Annotated in this window: 12 protein-coding genes; 3 read left to right on the forward strand and 9 right to left on the reverse strand. The window is 38.2% G+C overall.

The window, feature by feature from the left end; genetic code table 11:
* Positions 1-4: 4 nt before the first annotated feature.
* Both emrA and PMI_RS01990 read right to left on the reverse strand, forming a co-directional pair.
* Positions 5-1180 carry a multidrug efflux MFS transporter periplasmic adaptor subunit EmrA gene (gene emrA, locus PMI_RS01985; RefSeq protein ID WP_004252255.1) on the reverse strand — a complete coding sequence of 392 codons (1176 nt, stop codon included), beginning with the start codon at positions 1178-1180 and terminating at the stop codon, positions 5-7.
* A gap of 175 nt (positions 1181-1355) precedes the next feature.
* Entirely contained in the window at positions 1356-2006 is a 651-nt protein-coding gene (locus PMI_RS01990; protein ID WP_012367579.1) for a GntR family transcriptional regulator, read from the reverse strand.
* Positions 2007-2091: 85 nt separating this feature from the next.
* Between PMI_RS01990 and PMI_RS01995 the strand changes: the two genes are divergently transcribed.
* Entirely contained in the window at positions 2092-3294 is a 1203-nt protein-coding gene (locus tag PMI_RS01995; protein WP_012367580.1) for an MFS transporter, read from the forward strand.
* 40 nt (positions 3295-3334) lie between these two features.
* Positions 3335-3937, forward strand: a complete 603-nt coding sequence (locus tag PMI_RS02000; protein WP_012367581.1) for a cysteine hydrolase family protein — start codon at positions 3335-3337, stop codon at positions 3935-3937.
* A gap of 202 nt (positions 3938-4139) precedes the next feature.
* Here the strand turns inward: PMI_RS02000 and mprA are convergent, their stop codons facing one another.
* Together mprA and PMI_RS02010 are read right to left on the reverse strand one after the other, a co-directional pair.
* Complete coding sequence (gene mprA, locus PMI_RS02005; protein ID WP_004246081.1) at positions 4140-4667, reverse strand: transcriptional repressor MprA; 528 nt, start codon at positions 4665-4667, stop codon at positions 4140-4142.
* Between the two features lie 492 nt (positions 4668-5159).
* Positions 5160-6368: an MFS transporter gene (locus PMI_RS02010; protein ID WP_004246079.1), complete on the reverse strand. Its 1209-nt coding sequence runs from the start codon at positions 6366-6368 to the stop codon at positions 5160-5162.
* Positions 6369-6746: 378 nt separating this feature from the next.
* Here PMI_RS02010 and PMI_RS02015 point away from each other — a divergent pair, with 378 nt between their 5' ends.
* Positions 6747-9140: a TonB-dependent hemoglobin/transferrin/lactoferrin family receptor gene (locus tag PMI_RS02015; RefSeq protein ID WP_012367583.1), complete on the forward strand. Its 2394-nt coding sequence runs from the start codon at positions 6747-6749 to the stop codon at positions 9138-9140.
* An 88-nt stretch (positions 9141-9228) separates the two neighbouring features.
* Here the strand turns inward: PMI_RS02015 and proX are convergent, their stop codons facing one another.
* From proX to nrdE, 5 genes are all read right to left on the reverse strand, one after another.
* Positions 9229-10224: a glycine betaine/L-proline ABC transporter substrate-binding protein ProX gene (gene proX, locus PMI_RS02020; protein ID WP_004247424.1), complete on the reverse strand. Its 996-nt coding sequence runs from the start codon at positions 10222-10224 to the stop codon at positions 9229-9231.
* Between the two features lie 119 nt (positions 10225-10343).
* A complete protein-coding gene (proW, locus tag PMI_RS02025; RefSeq protein ID WP_004252252.1) occupies positions 10344-11573 on the reverse strand; it encodes a glycine betaine/L-proline ABC transporter permease ProW in 1230 nt (409 codons plus the stop codon).
* Positions 11566-12765 carry a glycine betaine/L-proline ABC transporter ATP-binding protein ProV gene (gene proV / locus PMI_RS02030; protein ID WP_004246075.1) on the reverse strand — a complete coding sequence of 400 codons (1200 nt, stop codon included), beginning with the start codon at positions 12763-12765 and terminating at the stop codon, positions 11566-11568. Before proV ends, proW begins: the two co-directional genes overlap by 8 nt.
* Before the next feature lie 608 nt (positions 12766-13373).
* Positions 13374-14342, reverse strand: a complete 969-nt coding sequence (gene nrdF, locus PMI_RS02035) for a class 1b ribonucleoside-diphosphate reductase subunit beta (protein WP_012367584.1) — start codon at positions 14340-14342, stop codon at positions 13374-13376.
* A gap of 25 nt (positions 14343-14367) precedes the next feature.
* Positions 14368-16494, reverse strand: coding sequence for a class 1b ribonucleoside-diphosphate reductase subunit alpha (gene nrdE / locus PMI_RS02040; protein ID WP_004252248.1), 2127 nt, complete (start codon positions 16492-16494; stop codon positions 14368-14370).
* Positions 16495-16521: the final 27 nt, after the last annotated feature.

Below are 16521 nucleotides of genomic sequence, written 5' to 3' on the forward strand. Positions count from 1 at the left end.
TTTATCATCCTGCATTTTGTTCAATGATTTCATTAATCAATGAATTGATTTCTGACATATCAATAGTGAGTGCATCAGTATGATAAGCCGGTGCTTGACGTTCGCTCTGTGATAATACTTTTCCATCAAGATTAACGGTATCCACAGTCACTTCAGTGGATAAACCGATACGTAGCGGTTTTTCTGCAACTTCTTTTTCATCAAGGGAAATACGTACCGGCAAGCGCTGAACTACTTTTATCCAGTTACCACTGGCATTTTGTGCCGGTAATAGTGAGAATGCACTGCCTGTTCCCATATCTAATCCCTGTACACGACCATGGTAAATAACTTTTTTACCATAAAAATCAGTGGTTATTTTCGCGGGCTGTCCGATACGCATATTGGCCAGTTGCGTCTCTTTAAAGTTAGCGTCTATCCACATACCTGTGACAGGTACGACGGCCATTAACGGTTTACCCGGTGCAACTTGTGCACCAACTTGAACGCTACGACGTGAGACATAACCTTCAGCAGGACTTAGTATTTTTGTTCGTTGTAAAGCTAGCCATGCATTACGCACTTCTGTTGCAGCTTGTAATACAGAAGGTTGTTGTGCAATAGGCGTGGTTAAGATAATGGCTTGATTAGCATTATATTGCTCTTTTGCTACATCTAATGCCGCTTTTGCCGTGGCAACAGCTTCTCTTGCATGTTGGAGTTCTTCTTTTCCAATGACATTTCGCTCGCCTAATACTTCTCTACGACGCAGATCATTTTGCAATTTTGCCAATTCAGTTTCACGTAAAACAATATTCGCTTTTAATTGACGACCATTGATGATTTGCTGATGCATTTGACGGACACTATTTGCTAAAGCGGTTTTTGCTTTATCTAATGCAAGTATTTCATCACTATCATCTAATTGGACTAGCGGTTCACCTGCTTTTACGTAGTCTGTATTGTCCACATAGACAGTCGTTACCGAGCCTGAAATTTGTGGCATAACCATAATTTGATTGCCTGTTACGTAGGCATTATCTGTGGTTTCATGATGTCTAAGAACCATAAACCAGTAAGCGGTATAAGCGAGCCCCGCGAGAATAAAGATAAAAGTCAGTAGCAATAAAACATTTCGGCGAGTTCGTTTTTTATTGCGAATGGGAGCCTGAGGTGGATTTTTTTCCTCATTTACACTCATTTAGAAGATCTCCATAAACCAGAAAAAAGCATTATATATGTTTCCAGAATAAAATCCGGAAACATATATATTGGGCTTATATTAGAATAATAATTAGCACGAAAGGCCAATTATAAATGTGAATGAATATATTTGTTTATCAATTCATGTTGTAAATGAGGTTGGCGGTATTTGGTCAGGATATCGCAATGCCTCTTGCTCTTAGGCTACGTTTACTAGATGTAATGGTATCTAGTAAACGGAGTCTACTTTCGCACAAATGAGTGGCGAGTAGTTCTACGGCTTTGTCCGTATCTCTCGAACGAAGTGCGACAAATATTTCACGATGCTCATCCCACGCTGGATTAGACGGCGCTCTATCAAGCCATCGTGCTCGCGAAAGCCTACGTAGGGCATCATTTATCCCTTCAATAATAAATGCGTTATTACAAAGGCGTGCCAACTCTCTATGGAATCGTGTTCCAGCATTTTCCATGCTCTCTTCTGGTGAATCTACCGTGGTTTCTTTAAGCAGGCGTTCCAAATTGTTCAACTGTTCTTCGGTGATCTGGCTGACTGAAAGTTTTAATGCTGCTACCTCCAGTATTTCTCGGTAAATACATAATTGTTCGATTTCATCGGCATCGATTGGTGCCACTAACCAACGTATACCATCACGACATATAAGTCCCTCTGATTCCAACTTTTGTAATGCGGCTCGAACGGGAGTTCTCGATGCGTTAAATTTCGCTTCAGCCCAGCGTTCAGTTAACCGTTCTCCTGGGCCTAGTTCCATGTTGAGTATCAGTTTTCTTAATTGTTTTTCAACCTCTAACACTTGGCTCATAACGGCAATACTCTCCTAAAAATTGACAGTAAAATAAATTATCTATATGGTATACCAAATTGGTATACCAGAAAAGAATGTTTCTATGACTCAATTATATAACAGCTTTTGGCGTCGAAATCTGCTCGTTTGCTTTATTGGTTCTTTTTCAACTGTTTTTGCAATGACCTTGATGTTACCGTTCCTCCCCCTATATGTTGAAGAGCTTGGTGTTCAAGGTCACGCCGCCATTGTCCAATGGTCTGGCGTGGCATTCAGTGCAACGTTTATCACTGCTGGCTTAATTGCTCCAGTATGGGGAAAGCTCGGTGACAAATATGGACGTAAATCGATGCTCGTAAGAGCCAGTCTTGGTATGGCGGTGACCGTCTCACTTATGGGAATGGTAACAAATATTTGGCAACTTGTCGGTCTAAGGCTATTAGTTGGTTTGGCGGGGGGATACTCATCTGGAGCAACTATTCTTATTGCAGTACAAGCTCCAAGAGAGCGTGTTGCTTGGGCGTTGGGCATTGTTTCATGTGGTGTAATGGCGGGTAATCTTATTGGCCCTCTAGCTGGAGGTTGGTTACCTGACTTGTTCGGTATTCGAAACACGTTTTTCTGTGCCGGTGCACTGATCTTTTTGTCCTTTATCATGACCCTTACGCTTATCCGTGAAGATACGCCGAAATACATAAATACTACGACAAAAATGCAAGTGAGTTGGTCGCAGTTACCAGCACGATTTGTGATAGTTAGCATGCTTTGTACGGGGTTGTTGCTGATGCTGGCCAATATGTCGATAGAACCTATTATTACAGTTTATGTGCGTACACTCGTTAATGATCCTGCTCAGATAACTAGGGTTGCAGGTTATGTCATGGCCGCTGCTGCCTTAGGTAGTATTATTTCAGCCTCTTGGCTTGGGAAATTAGCAGATAGGATAGGGCATTTGCGTATTATCACGCTGGCACTAGCTATAGCCGGTTTATTGCTGATCCCTCAGGCCTTTGTTACCTCTGGTTGGCAACTTATTATTTTACGTTTTCTTATGGGATTAGCATTGGGGGGATTGTTGCCTTGTATTGCGGCAGTAATACGTCATCACGTTCCAGAAGGAATGATAGGCAGTATCCTTGGCTATTCGGTCGCAGCCCAGTTTGCAGGTCAGTTCATCGGCCCGTTAATAGGTGGCGTTATTGGTGGTCATATAGGTATGCGCGCAGTTTTTCTGGCAACTAGTGTTGTCTTATTGTTGGGAGCCGCTTGGAATTTTAAATTACATCGTAATTCAGTTATACGCTGATGAACTTCGTTCTTCTTCACCTGTATATTTCGGAGATTTTATGACAACACAATTCAACAATAACAATAATAATATCGATAAAAATAGTGCTCTGCTGGTAATGGATTTTCAGACGACCATTCTTAATAATTTTCTTCCACAAGATCGTGCTGAAGATGTTATTCGTAATACATCATCATTAATTTCCGCTACGCGTGCAGCAGGCATACCGATTATCTATGTTAGTGTTGAGTTTCGTGAGGGGTATCCTGAGGTTAGTCAAAACAATATAATTTTCTCATCGATTAAAGACAATGGAATATTAATCACCAATAGTGAAAGTTCCGCTATTCATGATGATATTTTTCCGCAGGAAAATGAAATCGTTATTATTAAACGTAGAGTGGGGGCTTTTTCATTTACTGAGCTTGAGATGGTTCTTCGTACACAAGGTATTGAAACCTTGATCCTTGCAGGAGTCACGACCAGTGGCGTGATTTTATCTACAGTTAGTCAGGCATTTGACCTAGATTATCGTCTAGTGATTGTAAGTGATTGTTGTGCCGATCCTGATCATGACACACATGTTTTTTTACTCGAGAAAATCTTGTCTCAACATGCTGTTGTAACCAGTTCATCTGAAATATCAAAATATTGGGTATAAATAGACTAAGTAGCCAATGTTACATAGATCTTGTCGGTAGTATGATAGATTAAATATCAGACATGATTGAGTGCAAGGGCTGGGGAATATTGGCTTTTGGCACAGAGCGACCTGTCAGATTTATGTTAGCTCTGTGCCATAGCTAGTCAGGTCAAATCTGAGCTAATACAGATTAGATCAATAAGTTTATTGATAGTGATGGTTATTCCTGCTGATTATCCGCTAATGTATCAAGTTGTAATAATAATTTACGCATTAGGGTTTCTAGCTGTTTTTGTTCACCTTCATCTAATACTGACCAAATTTTCTTTAAACATTCGTGCTGTGGTGGTAATAAGCTATTTAAAAACTCTTCTCCAGCATCAGTTAAATGAAGATGTAGACAGCGACGGTCATTATGACTTTCACGACGCTCAATCCATCCTTGTTTTTCTAATTCATCTGCAATACGAGTGGCATTTGTTCTTGATGAGCCTAACGCCGCACTCAATTCTGATGGTTGAATACTACGATTTTCCGTTGTATCTAAAATCATAAGTGCCATAAATAATGTCTCGTTAATGCCCTGAGACTTTAACATATTATTACGACTTTCAAGAAGTTTGCTCTGGACGTGCATAGACAGGCGAGTTAACAAAATTTCTTGGTAAGGAATATCTTTGTTAAGCGATTTCTGTTGTGTAGCGCGAGTGTTTAGTAGTTCTTCTGTTGGCGTAAATGAGCTTTCCATTTTTAGACACCTTGTTAGTTTCGATAATTAGGATAACGTTGTTATCAACATGTTAAATGGTATATTAAACACACAATTTAGCAATTTTTATTATTTATAGTCACTATGTTTTTTTGATTATGCTACCTGATTCATAAATTTTTTGAATGATAACATAAAAAAATCACTAGGTGCTTATCTATTTACAATAAGTTATAAAAATCAATTTATCCCTTATTTACTTATGAATAATAGTCTATTTAGGAAAAAATGGATCGATTTCTACGATAAAACACGTAATAAATTTATTTTACACTATAATGATTCTATTGTTAATAATACCACTTAGAAACTATGCCGTTTATGCTATATTGATATAATTGATATGTATTTCTTAATAAAGAATGAGATGATGATATACATAAATAGTAATCACGCTGTTAAAACATTTACGTTTTGTTCTGTTTAGAGGGGTATTGCTGACATAAAATACCCCTTTTGAGATAAGTTTTATTATTCAGATTGGATCACTGGATCATTTTTATAACCAAATAACCAAACCAGTAAACCTAATAAGCCAATGATTGCACCGGCGCTGGAAACACCAATCCAGCCATATTGGTGATAAGCGTAACCCGATAATAAAGAGCCTAGGGCGCCCCCGATAAAATAGCTAGTCATATAAGCGGCAGTAAGCCGATTTCGGGCATCAGGTAAAATACGGTAGATAGTGCTTTGGTTAGTGACATGAACACCTTGAACGGCTAAATCTAATAAAACCACACCAATAATAAAACTAATCAGTCCAATCCATTGATAATAAGGGGCGATAACAATAAGTCCCCAACAAATGAAGAGAAGAATTAAACCTGAAGTAGTCGTTTTTTTACCTTTGCCTTTATCAACCCATACACCCGCTTTACCTGCCATTAGTGCTCCCGCAGCACCGACAAGTCCAAACAAGCCAATAACTGCATCGGAATAATTAAAGGGATCAGAAGCGAGTAAAAAAGCCATTGATGTCCACAGTAAACCAAAGTGGGCAAAGATAAGTGCACCAATCAGTGAGCGGGTACGTAATACTGGGGTCGTGGCAAACAATTTAAAAATAGAACCGAGCAGTTGAAAATAATTTAAATTTGTTTGACTTTTATAGGTAGGTAAACAGCGCCATAGTGTAATAGCTAAAATAGCTAGAAAAACACTTGCTAGCCAGAAAATGCCCTGCCAATTAGTAAAGGAAGCCATCAGCCCTGACGCTGTTCTTGCCAGTAAAATACCAAGTAAAAGCCCACTCATAATAGTACCTACCGCTTTTCCTCGTTGATGAGGTGCAGCAAGTGTAGCGGCAAAAGGAACCAGAATTTGGGCGACGACCGAGAACATACCTGATAGGGCAGTACCAATTAACATAAGCCAAATATTAGGTGCCATTGCCGTAATTAATAAGCCGCTCGCTGAAATCAGCGTCATGATAACAATCAGTGAACGACGTTCAAAAATATCGCCAAGGGGAACCAATAGCATTAAACCTAAGGCATAACTTAATTGTGCTGTAGTGACAATAAAGCCAGCTAAAGTGGCAGAGATATGAAAATAATTTGCAATTGAATCAAGTAGCGGTTGTGCATAATAGTTACTTGCGACAACCATGCCAGTGGCAACGGCCATAAGTAAAATAAGGCCTTTACTAAGAGAGGTTTGTGGTGCTGTGTTTTCCATAATACTGATCACAAATTATTTGTAAGGTAAATGATAGTAACATGAGTCATTTTTTTGCGGAAAGAATTACTGTGATAGCAATGTTCAATCAATCGGGCATGAAAGTTTTTAATCTATTTTTATAATAGATTAATATTAAAAGTAAAATGTGATTTATTCTCGGCAGATAACCGAATATTTGCATTATTTATTATGCTAAATAGATGAATAGCCCCATTCCCTCACTGTCCTGATTAGACAAGTACTAATCCATATAGTAACCAATGTTATTAGTTAATTATATCATTAATATTAAATTATTTAGTTATTCTGTTTTAAATATAGCTCATTTTTAGTTTAGTTAACTTTTTTATGGTTTAGATCAAAAAAAGCTATGTAATGATAATAATTATCATTAACATGATTGTGTTGTTAAATGTATTTTTAGCTATTTATTTGCGTATTAATAACCATATAAAAGATACTATTATGAACTTTTTGTTAATTAAGCATGAGCCTCATTTTCAGGGAATGGGGGCCGTTTCATTTTCATCTCATGCGATTTTTTTATTACTCACTACACTTGCTTCGTTTAATAGCGTTGCTTCACAAAGCACAGAAAAAGCATCACAGACTCAACAATCTGAAACTGTGGTGCTTGATCCTATTTATGTTTCCGGAAAATTAAATTCGAGTGTTGAAGCAGGAAGCACGGCTTTGACATTAAAAGATATCAATAGAATTCAGCCAAATAATATCGCTGAATTGGTAGATAAATTACCAGGGATTTCTTCATCTGGCTCGCCAAGACCTGGTGGGCAAACTTTAAATATTTGGGGAATGGGCAATCCGGAAGATGTGAAAATCACTCTTGATGGTACACCGAAGACGTTTGAAAAATATCGTCAAGGTTCCATATTTATCGATCCTGAATTAATTAAACGCCTTGATGTCGATAAAGGACCACATAATATCACCCAAGGAAATGGAGGATTTGGTGGCTCCGTACGGATTGAAACGAAAGATCCGGATGACTTACTGTTACCTGATCAGCATATTGGTATGTTTTTAAAATATGGACATCATACCAATGATAGGCAAAATCGTTATAGTGGTGCGATATATGGCAAGCTAATGGATGGAACGGCTGACGGTCTATTTTATTTTAATCGTCGTAAAAGCGATGATTTACGTCGTCCTGATGGCACTAAATTTGGTTATTCACAATCAGATCAAGATTCGTTTTTAATTAAAACCAATGTCTATTTAACAGACGCACAAACATTAACTTTATCAGCATCAAGATCTGTCAGTGATGGCTGGACGCCTTGGGCTGCCAAGCGAGATGAACTGGCAAAACCGAGTCAATATGATGTTGATAAATATGGTTTTGATGGAGCGATGAAACGTAAGTTAGTTTATCGTGACCAAAAAGATGACACTGTGAGTGTGAAATGGAATATTCAGCCAATTGATTCTGACCTGATTAATTTCACATTGACTTATGGTTATTCAAATACCAAACAGAATGATAAACGCCCTGATAATGCGAGTTCTTATCTAAGTAGTAGTATGGGTAACCAAAGTTGGGTTAACTATAAAAATCATCAAATTGAAGTGAAAAATGAAAGTACCGTGATGCAAGGAGCTACCGAACATGTGATTTTAGTAGGAGCGCGTTGGCACCGTAATGATCGTAATGTGTTAATGTTTACGCGGGATAAAGCGAAAAATCCAAATTATAATTATGGCTATTATGCACCACCTTATATGCCAGAAGGGACGCAAACAACCACGAGTTTTTATCTTCAAGATTCAATTAGTTATCGAACACTAACCCTCACGCCTGGTGTGCGTTATGATATAGTGAAAAATCAAGGAGCAGGGAGTCGAGCGAAGGTTTATCAAGATCCTAATCCCTATTACGGTCATGATTATAGTGATGTAACTTATCGTGGCATTACACCTCATTTGGGTATTTTATGGAAAGCGACCCCCAATATTAGATTTTTTGGTGATATAACTCATACATGGCGTGCGCCGTTAATTGATGAACAATATGAAGTGCAAGCCAGTATCTCTAGTTTGACAGGCACGAGTCGCCATTTAGATAAAGAGACCGTTACCGCAACACGGATTGGCGCCATTGTTGATTTTGAAAATGTTTTCCAACAAGAAGATCAGCTGCAACTTCGAAGCACATTTTTTGATACTCGTGGGAAAGATGAGATATTCCGTCGTCGCGGTGTCTATTGTGAAAGCGGAAAAGTAACCGGAAACAATGGAAGTTGTCCTCCTTCCCTTGGAAATTATCGCAATTTACCTGGCTACCATATTCAAGGTATGGAAATAGAGGCATTTTATGACAGTACTAATCTCTTTGGTCGCTTAGCGTATTCGACAATGAAAGGTAAACGCGATCAATCTCCTCGTGATCCGTGGTTTGGACAAAAAACATGGATTGCAGAAATTCAACCGGATGCATTACATGCCACCCTTGGAATGAAAATCCCACAAATAAATATGGTTGCAGGGTGGACAGGGGACTTTATTGGCGCTCAACGTCGTTCACCGATGGATGCTGATCCGGCTGCTACTTATTGGTCATTACCAAAAAGTAAAGGCTATGCCATTCATGGACTATTCGCTAATTGGAAACCTGCTTTTATCGATAATACCGAGATACGTTTTACTGTCGCCAATTTATTTAACCGTGATTATTACCCTTATTTAGGTGAGTCGGTATCTGGTACTGGGCGAGATTATCGCTTTACTGTGGTTAAAAGTTTTTAGTTAGACAACAGGACAACAGCCATAAGATAAAAAAAAGCAGAGCATATTAATAATGCTCTGCTTTGACGTTATTTAAGGATTATCACTATTAATTAGCCGCTTTACGCGCTTCTTCTACCCAGCCATCAAAGGTTTTTTGATGTGCTTTGATCCACGCGTTAGCATGACGTTCAATATCTGCTTGTGATTTTTGACCATTATGCATACGTAAGTTTTGGGCGTTGATATCAGCCACTGAAACTTTCATTATTTCAAATAATTTAGCAGCAGCAGGGTTGGCTTCGGCCCATTTTTTATTTGCCGCGATATGCATTGTACTCGGTGGGAAACCGTAGTTTTTACCGTTTGGTAAGGTTGTATCGGTTTTGTCATCTCCCGGTAATGAAGAGAAGGGAACTTGTAGCCAAACGACATCTTTACCCGGCTTTAATACATCACTTATCCAGTATGGTGTCCAAGTATAATAGAAGATAGGTTTACCTTCTTTATAACGAGTAATGGTATCTGCCATCATTGCCGCATAGTTACCCTGATTATGGGTGACTGATTTCTCTAAATCATAGGCTTTTAAGTGATTATTAATGGCTTCTTCACAACCCCAGCCAGGGTTACAACCGGTTAAATCTGCTTTTCCATCACCATTGGCATCAAATAATTTGGCAATTTTCGGATCTTTAAATTGCTCTATATTAGTGATGTTATATTTTTCAGCCGTTTTTTTATCGATTAAGTAACCTTGGGCTGCATTAACCACATAATCACCTTTACGATAAAATGTGTTATCGCCACCTGCGGCTTCATATTGTGAGTTATGCAAAGGTACCCAACTAACCGCCATAAAAGTGGCATCACCATTAGCAATAGAAGAATAAGCTACGTTGTAGTCAACTTCTTTAATGGGTTGCACTGTGTAGCCGAGTTTTTCGAGTGCTTTATTGACAATGAGTGTCTGAAAAGTTTCTTCAGAAATAGTACTTTGTACCGGTTGAACCGAAACCCCTTTACCGGGTAAATCAGCAGCGGATAACTGAGTGCTTATCAGTGTGGCGGACAATACTGTTGCCCAGAGAACTGGATTACGCATAGTTTTTCCTTCTGTTGTGATGGGTAAGAGATAATAGTCGCTGTGTCGTGCTACTGTTATCTCTTATATTAATTGAATAAATATGTTTGATTGTTAGTTAATCTTATTGCCAGTATGAGTTATGCGGCTTTTTTACCAAACAGGCGGCAGATCAAACCAATCGGGCCTGTCATATACCAGCGTCTATTACCTTTCAGGCGACTATTTTGGCCTAAAGATTGAGTTAAGCGGTCAAGAATAATCGCGAGGATCACAATACCGGCACCACCTACAGCCGCTAATCCCATATCTAGGCGACCAATACCACGTAATACCATTTGACCTAAACCACCAACGGCTATCATTGATGCGATAACAACCATTGACAGTGCTAACATTAAGGTTTGGTTGACCCCAGCCATAATCGTTGGCATTGCCAGCGGTAATTGTACTTTAAACAACATTTGTCGAGGATTTGCCCCAAATGATTGAGCCGCTTCAATGAGATCTTCCGGTACTTGTTTGATACCTAAAATAGTTAATCGCACTATCGGTGGTAAGGCGAAAATAATCGTGACAACTACACCGGGTACGTTACCAATCCCGAATAACATCACGATAGGTACTAAGTAAACGAAAGCGGGGGTTGTTTGCATGGCATCTAAAAGTGGTCTGACAATTTTTGATGCTCTGTCACTATGTGCAAGCCATATCCCTAAGGGGAGACCAATAATCAGGCAGAATAGTAATGAGGTCAGCACTAATGCAAGGGTTATCATCGCTTCAGACCATGCACCAATAGCACCGATTAAGATCAGTGAAATAAAAGCGCTTATTCCCATCACCTTACCTGAAAGTTGCCATGCAATCAGTGAAAATAAAATAATCGCAACAGGTGCAGGCATTGAGGTAAGAAAGTTTTCAAAGCCACCTAATACTAAATCGACTGGAACGCGTATCCCTTGGAAAATAGGACGAAAATGCAGCACAATCCAGTCAATACCATCCGTTACCCAAGAATCTAGTGGGATCAGCGTATGATTAAATGGATCCATAATATTAAAGTGATCAGGTGTACTTTCTGTTGGCATGGCATCTAGCCAATCAGTACCAGAAGAGAGATCACTGCCGTCAGTGCCACTCCCTGTACCCCAAGGATCAGCATCAGCTCCACCGGTATCACCGCCAGCGCTACTACTCCAAGGGTCGGTATCAGTAGTGTTGCTATCCGTGGTTGCCCAAGGATCATTGTCTGTATCTGTGTTGTTATGCGTTTCTTGCGCTGAATTTTGTGTTGTATTGGCGTTTTCTGTTGCCGCTTCTTGAGTGTCCGTTTCCCAAGGATTGGCTTGGTTATTTGTCTTACTCATTTGGTGTCTCCTTATCCAGTGCTTGTAACAACATTCCTTTCGAAATTAAACCGATATAACGGTTTTTTTCATCAATAACAGGGATCGCACAGGGAGATTGCGCAACAGTAGAAATCAGTTCATTTAATGGTGTATCACCATTAATCGCACAAGGTTCAGTTAAAATAGCGGATCCAATAGGTTGCTTCGCTTTTAATGCTTCTTCAAGAGAAGTGACAGAAACAATACCTGCAAATTTCCGTCCTCGCTCAATTAAATAACCAAAGTTTCTATCTTCATCTTCCAGTACTTTTAATGCTGAACGGGGACCAAAACCTGGCGCAATATGCAGTAGTGTTTCTGGGCGACGTTTAGCAATATCTTTAGCGCTAAATACATGACTGATATCAACGCCACGGAAGAAGGTACGTACATAATCATTGGCTGGGTTATTAAGAATTTCATCAGGGGTACCGATTTGTACCACCACACCGCCTTGCATAATCGCGATACGATCACCAATACGCATGGCTTCATCCAGATCATGAGAAATAAACACAATGGTGCGTTGTTTATCACCTTGTAAGCTCAATAACTCATCTTGCATTTCTGTTCGGATTAATGGGTCAAGTGCGGAGAATGCCTCATCCATTAATAAGATATCAGGATCATTGGCCAGTGCACGAGCAAGCCCAATACGTTGTCGCATCCCACCGGATAACTCATCCGGCCAAGATTGAGCATGAGAGCTTAAGTTAACTTGCTCTAATGCTGCCATGGCTTTTTCATAGCGCTCTTCTTTGCTAATGCCTGCAAGCTCCATACCAAATGCTGTATTATCGAGTACATTCATATGAGGCATTAAAGCGAATGATTGAAACACCATACTGATTTTTTTACGTCGAACTTGTCGTAAATCTTTATCAGACATGGTGGTGATGTTTTCACCATCAATAAGGACTTCGCCTTTAGTGGGATCTATCAGACGATTGAGAAGGCGCACTAATGTAGATTTACCAGAGCCTGATAATCCCATGATGACAAATATTTCGCCTTCTTCAATGGCCAGATTGGCATTTTGCACACCAACGGTTAACCCTGTTTTATCAAAGATTTGGTCTTTGTTCATACCAGATCCTAATAATTCAAAGGCCCGTTTAGGGTGCTCACCAAATATTTTATATAGGTTTTTTACTTCGAGTTTAATTGCCATGCAATATCTATTTTCCTATTTAAATATGAAAGGAATAAATTAAATGTTAATAAATTAGTTTGTTGTTTTTCCTAAATTGAGATTTTTAGTAGGGGAATTACCCTATCATAATGAACAAGCCTGACAACCCTATGTTAATTATAATTAAACAAATAATTTTGTGATTTTTTTAGGTTTTTTTTGATAATTAATATTTAAATAAAGTAAAATTATAGAAAAGAAAGAAGTCAAAAAAACCATACTAACTGTATGAAATAACATTATTTTTATTCAGATGTTAATTTTAATTATCATCACAATAGAAATAACAACAAAATAAAAAAATGTAAAAAGATACTGATAAAATAAAAATAGAAAAAAATGCATTAACATTAAAAAATCTTATGTTTTTTGAGGGGTGATCTTAAGTTATCGATAACTAGTCATAAAAATCATTCGTAAAAAATTGATAATTCTGGTTAATGGAACGGTAAAAATTACACAATCAGGTTGTTTTTCAAGCAAATAAAAAGGCACTAAAAAATAAGTTTTATTTTTCAGTGCATTATATTAATTGATTAATTCATAATTAATATGAATGTATTCTGTTTTTTGCTGTAGAGGGTTAGCTAGAAATCCCAGTCATCATCTTCGGTATTGATCGTTTTACCAATAACATAAGAAGAGCCTGAGCCAGAAAAGAAATCATGATTTTCATTTGCATCTGGCGATAGTGATGAAAGTATTGCTGGACTAACATTAGTTATTTCATCTGGAAATAGTGCTTCATAACCTAAATTCATCAGCGCTTTATTCGCATTATAATGAAGGAATTTTTTTACATCTTCTGTCCAACCGACAGAGTCGTAGAGATCTTCTGTATATTTAACTTCATTATCATATAAATCTAATAATAATGAGAAAGCAAAGTCTTTAATATTTTGTTTCTCTAATGATGATTTATTTAATAACTGATTTTGGAATTTATAGCCAATATAATAACCATGCACAGCTTCGTCACGAATAATTAAACGAATTAAGTCGGCTGTATTGGTTAATTTCCCTCGACTTGACCAATACATTGGTAAATAAAATCCAGAATAGAATAAAAAAGACTCTAAAAATACACTGGCAATTTTTTTCTTTAATGGATCACTATCTTGATAATAACGCAGAATAATATCTGATTTCTTTTGCAAATAGGTATTTTCTTCACTCCAACGATAAGCATCATCAACATCTGTTGTTAAGCAGAGTGTCGAAAATATCGAGCTATAAGAGCGAGCATGTACCGCTTCCATAAAACAGATATTCGATAATACCGCCTCTTCATGAGGAGTCTGAGCATCAGGCATTAAGGTTGGTGCCCCGACCGTATTTTGTATCGTATCGAGCAGTGTAAGCCCTGTAAATACACGGATAGTCAACTGTTTTTCAGCTTGGGTTAAGGTATTCCATGAAGGTATATCATTAGAAAGTGGAATTTTTTCGGGTAACCAAAAATTCATGGTTAAACGGTTCCAAACTTCTAAATCTTTTTCGTCTTCAATACGATTCCAATTTATCGCATTAACACGACTTAAATAAGATGCAGACATAGTAACACTTTCCTTATCATTATTATTAAAGGGCGCATGAAACACAGCCTTTTATTTCTGTGCCGGCTAATGCTGTTTGTCTAATACGAATGTAATACAAGGTCTTTATACCTTTACGCCATGCATAAATTTGTGCTTTATTAACATCCCTTGTGGTTGCTTCATCAGAAAAGAATAATGTTAGCGACAATCCTTGGTCGATATGTTGTGATGCTTGGGCATAGGTATCGATAATTTTTTCTGCGCCAATTTCATAAGCATCTTGATAAAAATGACGGTTTTCATTGGTCATAAAAGGGGCGGGGTAATAAACCCGACCGATTTTACCTTCTTTTCTTATTTCAATCGGTGCCACAATGGGGTGAATACTCGATGTAGAGTGATTGATATAAGAGATTGATCCTGTTGGTGGTATTGCTTGTAAGTTTTGATTATAAATACCGTGAGTCATAATCGAGAGCTTAAGTTTTTGCCAATCTTCTTGGGTTGGAATATGAATATTGGATTGGCTAAATAGCTGGTGGACTTTTTGGGTTTTAGGTAACCACTGTTTTGATAAATATTTATCAAAATACTCCCCAGTGGCATATTTTGACTGTTCAAACCCTTTAAAGCGCTGTTTAGTCTCTATCGCTAATTGGTTAGAGGCTAAAAGGGCATAGTATGTTACGGTATAGAAATAGATATTGGTAAAATCAAGTCCTTCTTCTGAACCATAATAAATCCCTTCACGGGCTAAATAACCATGTAAGTTCATTTGCCCTAAGCCAATGGCATGAGATGCTTGGTTGCCTTTTTCAATAGAAGGTACTGATTCTATTTTAGTCATTTGTGCCACACTCGTCAGTGCTCTGATGGCAACATTTACGGTATGCGCAAAATCTGGTGAGTCCATCGCCATGGCGATATTCATTGATCCGAGATTACAGCTAATATCATGACCAATTTGTCGATAACTTAAATCAGGATTGTATTCACTGGCACTATTTACTTGTAAGATTTCTGAGCATAAATTGCTCATATTAATTCGGCCCGCAATCGGATTTGCGCGATTGACGGTATCTTCAAACATAATATAGGGATAACCTGATTCAAATTGAATTTCAGCTAAAGTTTGAAAAAATGCCCGTGCTTTAATTTTTTTCTTACGTATCTCTGCATTGTTGACCATTTCAGTATATTTTTCGCTAATACTGATTTCTGACATAGGAACGCCATATACTCGTTCTACATCATAAGGTGAAAATAGATACATATCTTCGTTGCGTTTAGCTAATTCAAAGGTAATGTCGGGAATAACGACACCTAATGAAAGCGTCTTAATACGTATTTTTTCATCAGCATTTTCTCGTTTTGTATCTAGAAAATGATAGATATCAGGATGATGAGCATGGAGATAAACCGCTCCAGCACCTTGTCTTGCGCCTAATTGATTGGCATATGAGAAGGCATCTTCAAGCATTTTCATCACCGGTACTACGCCAGACGATTGGTTTTCAATGCGTTTTATGGGGGCTCCTGCTTCTCGTAAATTAGTCAGTAAGAAAGCAACACCTCCGCCACGTTTCGACAATTGCAACGCAGAATTGACTGCTCGGCCAATGGACTCCATGTTGTCTTCGATACGTAATAAAAAACAAGAGACCAATTCGCCACGCTGTTTTTTTCCACAATTTAAGAAAGTAGGGGTTGCAGGCTGGAAACGGCCACTAATTATCTCATCGACAAGGTGAGTGGCGAGTTTGGTATTCCCCTGTGCTAGGGTTAAGGCAACCATACAAACACGATCTTCATAGCGTTCGAGATAACGCTCACCATCAAAGGTTTTTAAGGTGTAACTGGTGTAGTATTTAAATGCACCTAGGAACGATTGAAAGCGAAATTTTTTGCTATAGGCATGCTTAAAAAGCTGTTTGATAAACGGGAAATCGTACTGCTCTAATACTTGTGCTTCGTAGTAGTGTTGTTGCACCAGAAAATCGAGCTTTTCTTTTAGATCATGAAAAAACACCGTATTTTGATTAACGTGTTGACGAAAAAAATGGTGGGTGGCTAATTTGTCTTTATCAAACTGGATATTGCCTTGCTCATCATAGAGATTGAGCATGGCATTTAAGGCGTGATAATCGAGTTGTTCTATAGAGTGGGTCATATTTTTTATCTCATTCACTTTTTAGTC

Source organism: Proteus mirabilis HI4320 (assembly GCF_000069965.1).
Classification (GTDB): Bacteria; Pseudomonadota; Gammaproteobacteria; order Enterobacterales; family Enterobacteriaceae; genus Proteus; species Proteus mirabilis.

Bases quoted from the DNA above. Each gene is read 5' to 3' on its own strand.
- nrdE (WP_004252248.1), bottom strand. From the start codon at position 16,494: ATGACCCACTCTATAGAACAACTCGATTATCACGCCTTAAATGCCATG.
- PMI_RS01995 (WP_012367580.1), top strand. From the start codon at position 2,092: ATGACTCAATTATATAACAGCTTTTGGCGTCGAAATCTGCTCGTTTGC.
- proX (WP_004247424.1), bottom strand. From the start codon at position 10,224: ATGCGTAATCCAGTTCTCTGGGCAACAGTATTGTCCGCCACACTGATA.
- proW (WP_004252252.1), bottom strand. From the start codon at position 11,573: ATGAGTAAGACAAATAACCAAGCCAATCCTTGGGAAACGGACACTCAA.
- mprA (WP_004246081.1), bottom strand. From the start codon at position 4,667: ATGGAAAGCTCATTTACGCCAACAGAAGAACTACTAAACACTCGCGCT.
- nrdF (WP_012367584.1), bottom strand. From the start codon at position 14,342: ATGTCTGCATCTTATTTAAGTCGTGTTAATGCGATAAATTGGAATCGT.
- PMI_RS02015 (WP_012367583.1), top strand. From the start codon at position 6,747: ATGATAATAATTATCATTAACATGATTGTGTTGTTAAATGTATTTTTA.
- emrA (WP_004252255.1), bottom strand. From the start codon at position 1,180: ATGAGTGTAAATGAGGAAAAAAATCCACCTCAGGCTCCCATTCGCAAT.
- PMI_RS01990 (WP_012367579.1), bottom strand. From the start codon at position 2,006: ATGAGCCAAGTGTTAGAGGTTGAAAAACAATTAAGAAAACTGATACTC.
- PMI_RS02010 (WP_004246079.1), bottom strand. From the start codon at position 6,368: ATGGAAAACACAGCACCACAAACCTCTCTTAGTAAAGGCCTTATTTTA.
- PMI_RS02000 (WP_012367581.1), top strand. From the start codon at position 3,335: ATGACAACACAATTCAACAATAACAATAATAATATCGATAAAAATAGT.
- proV (WP_004246075.1), bottom strand. From the start codon at position 12,765: ATGGCAATTAAACTCGAAGTAAAAAACCTATATAAAATATTTGGTGAG.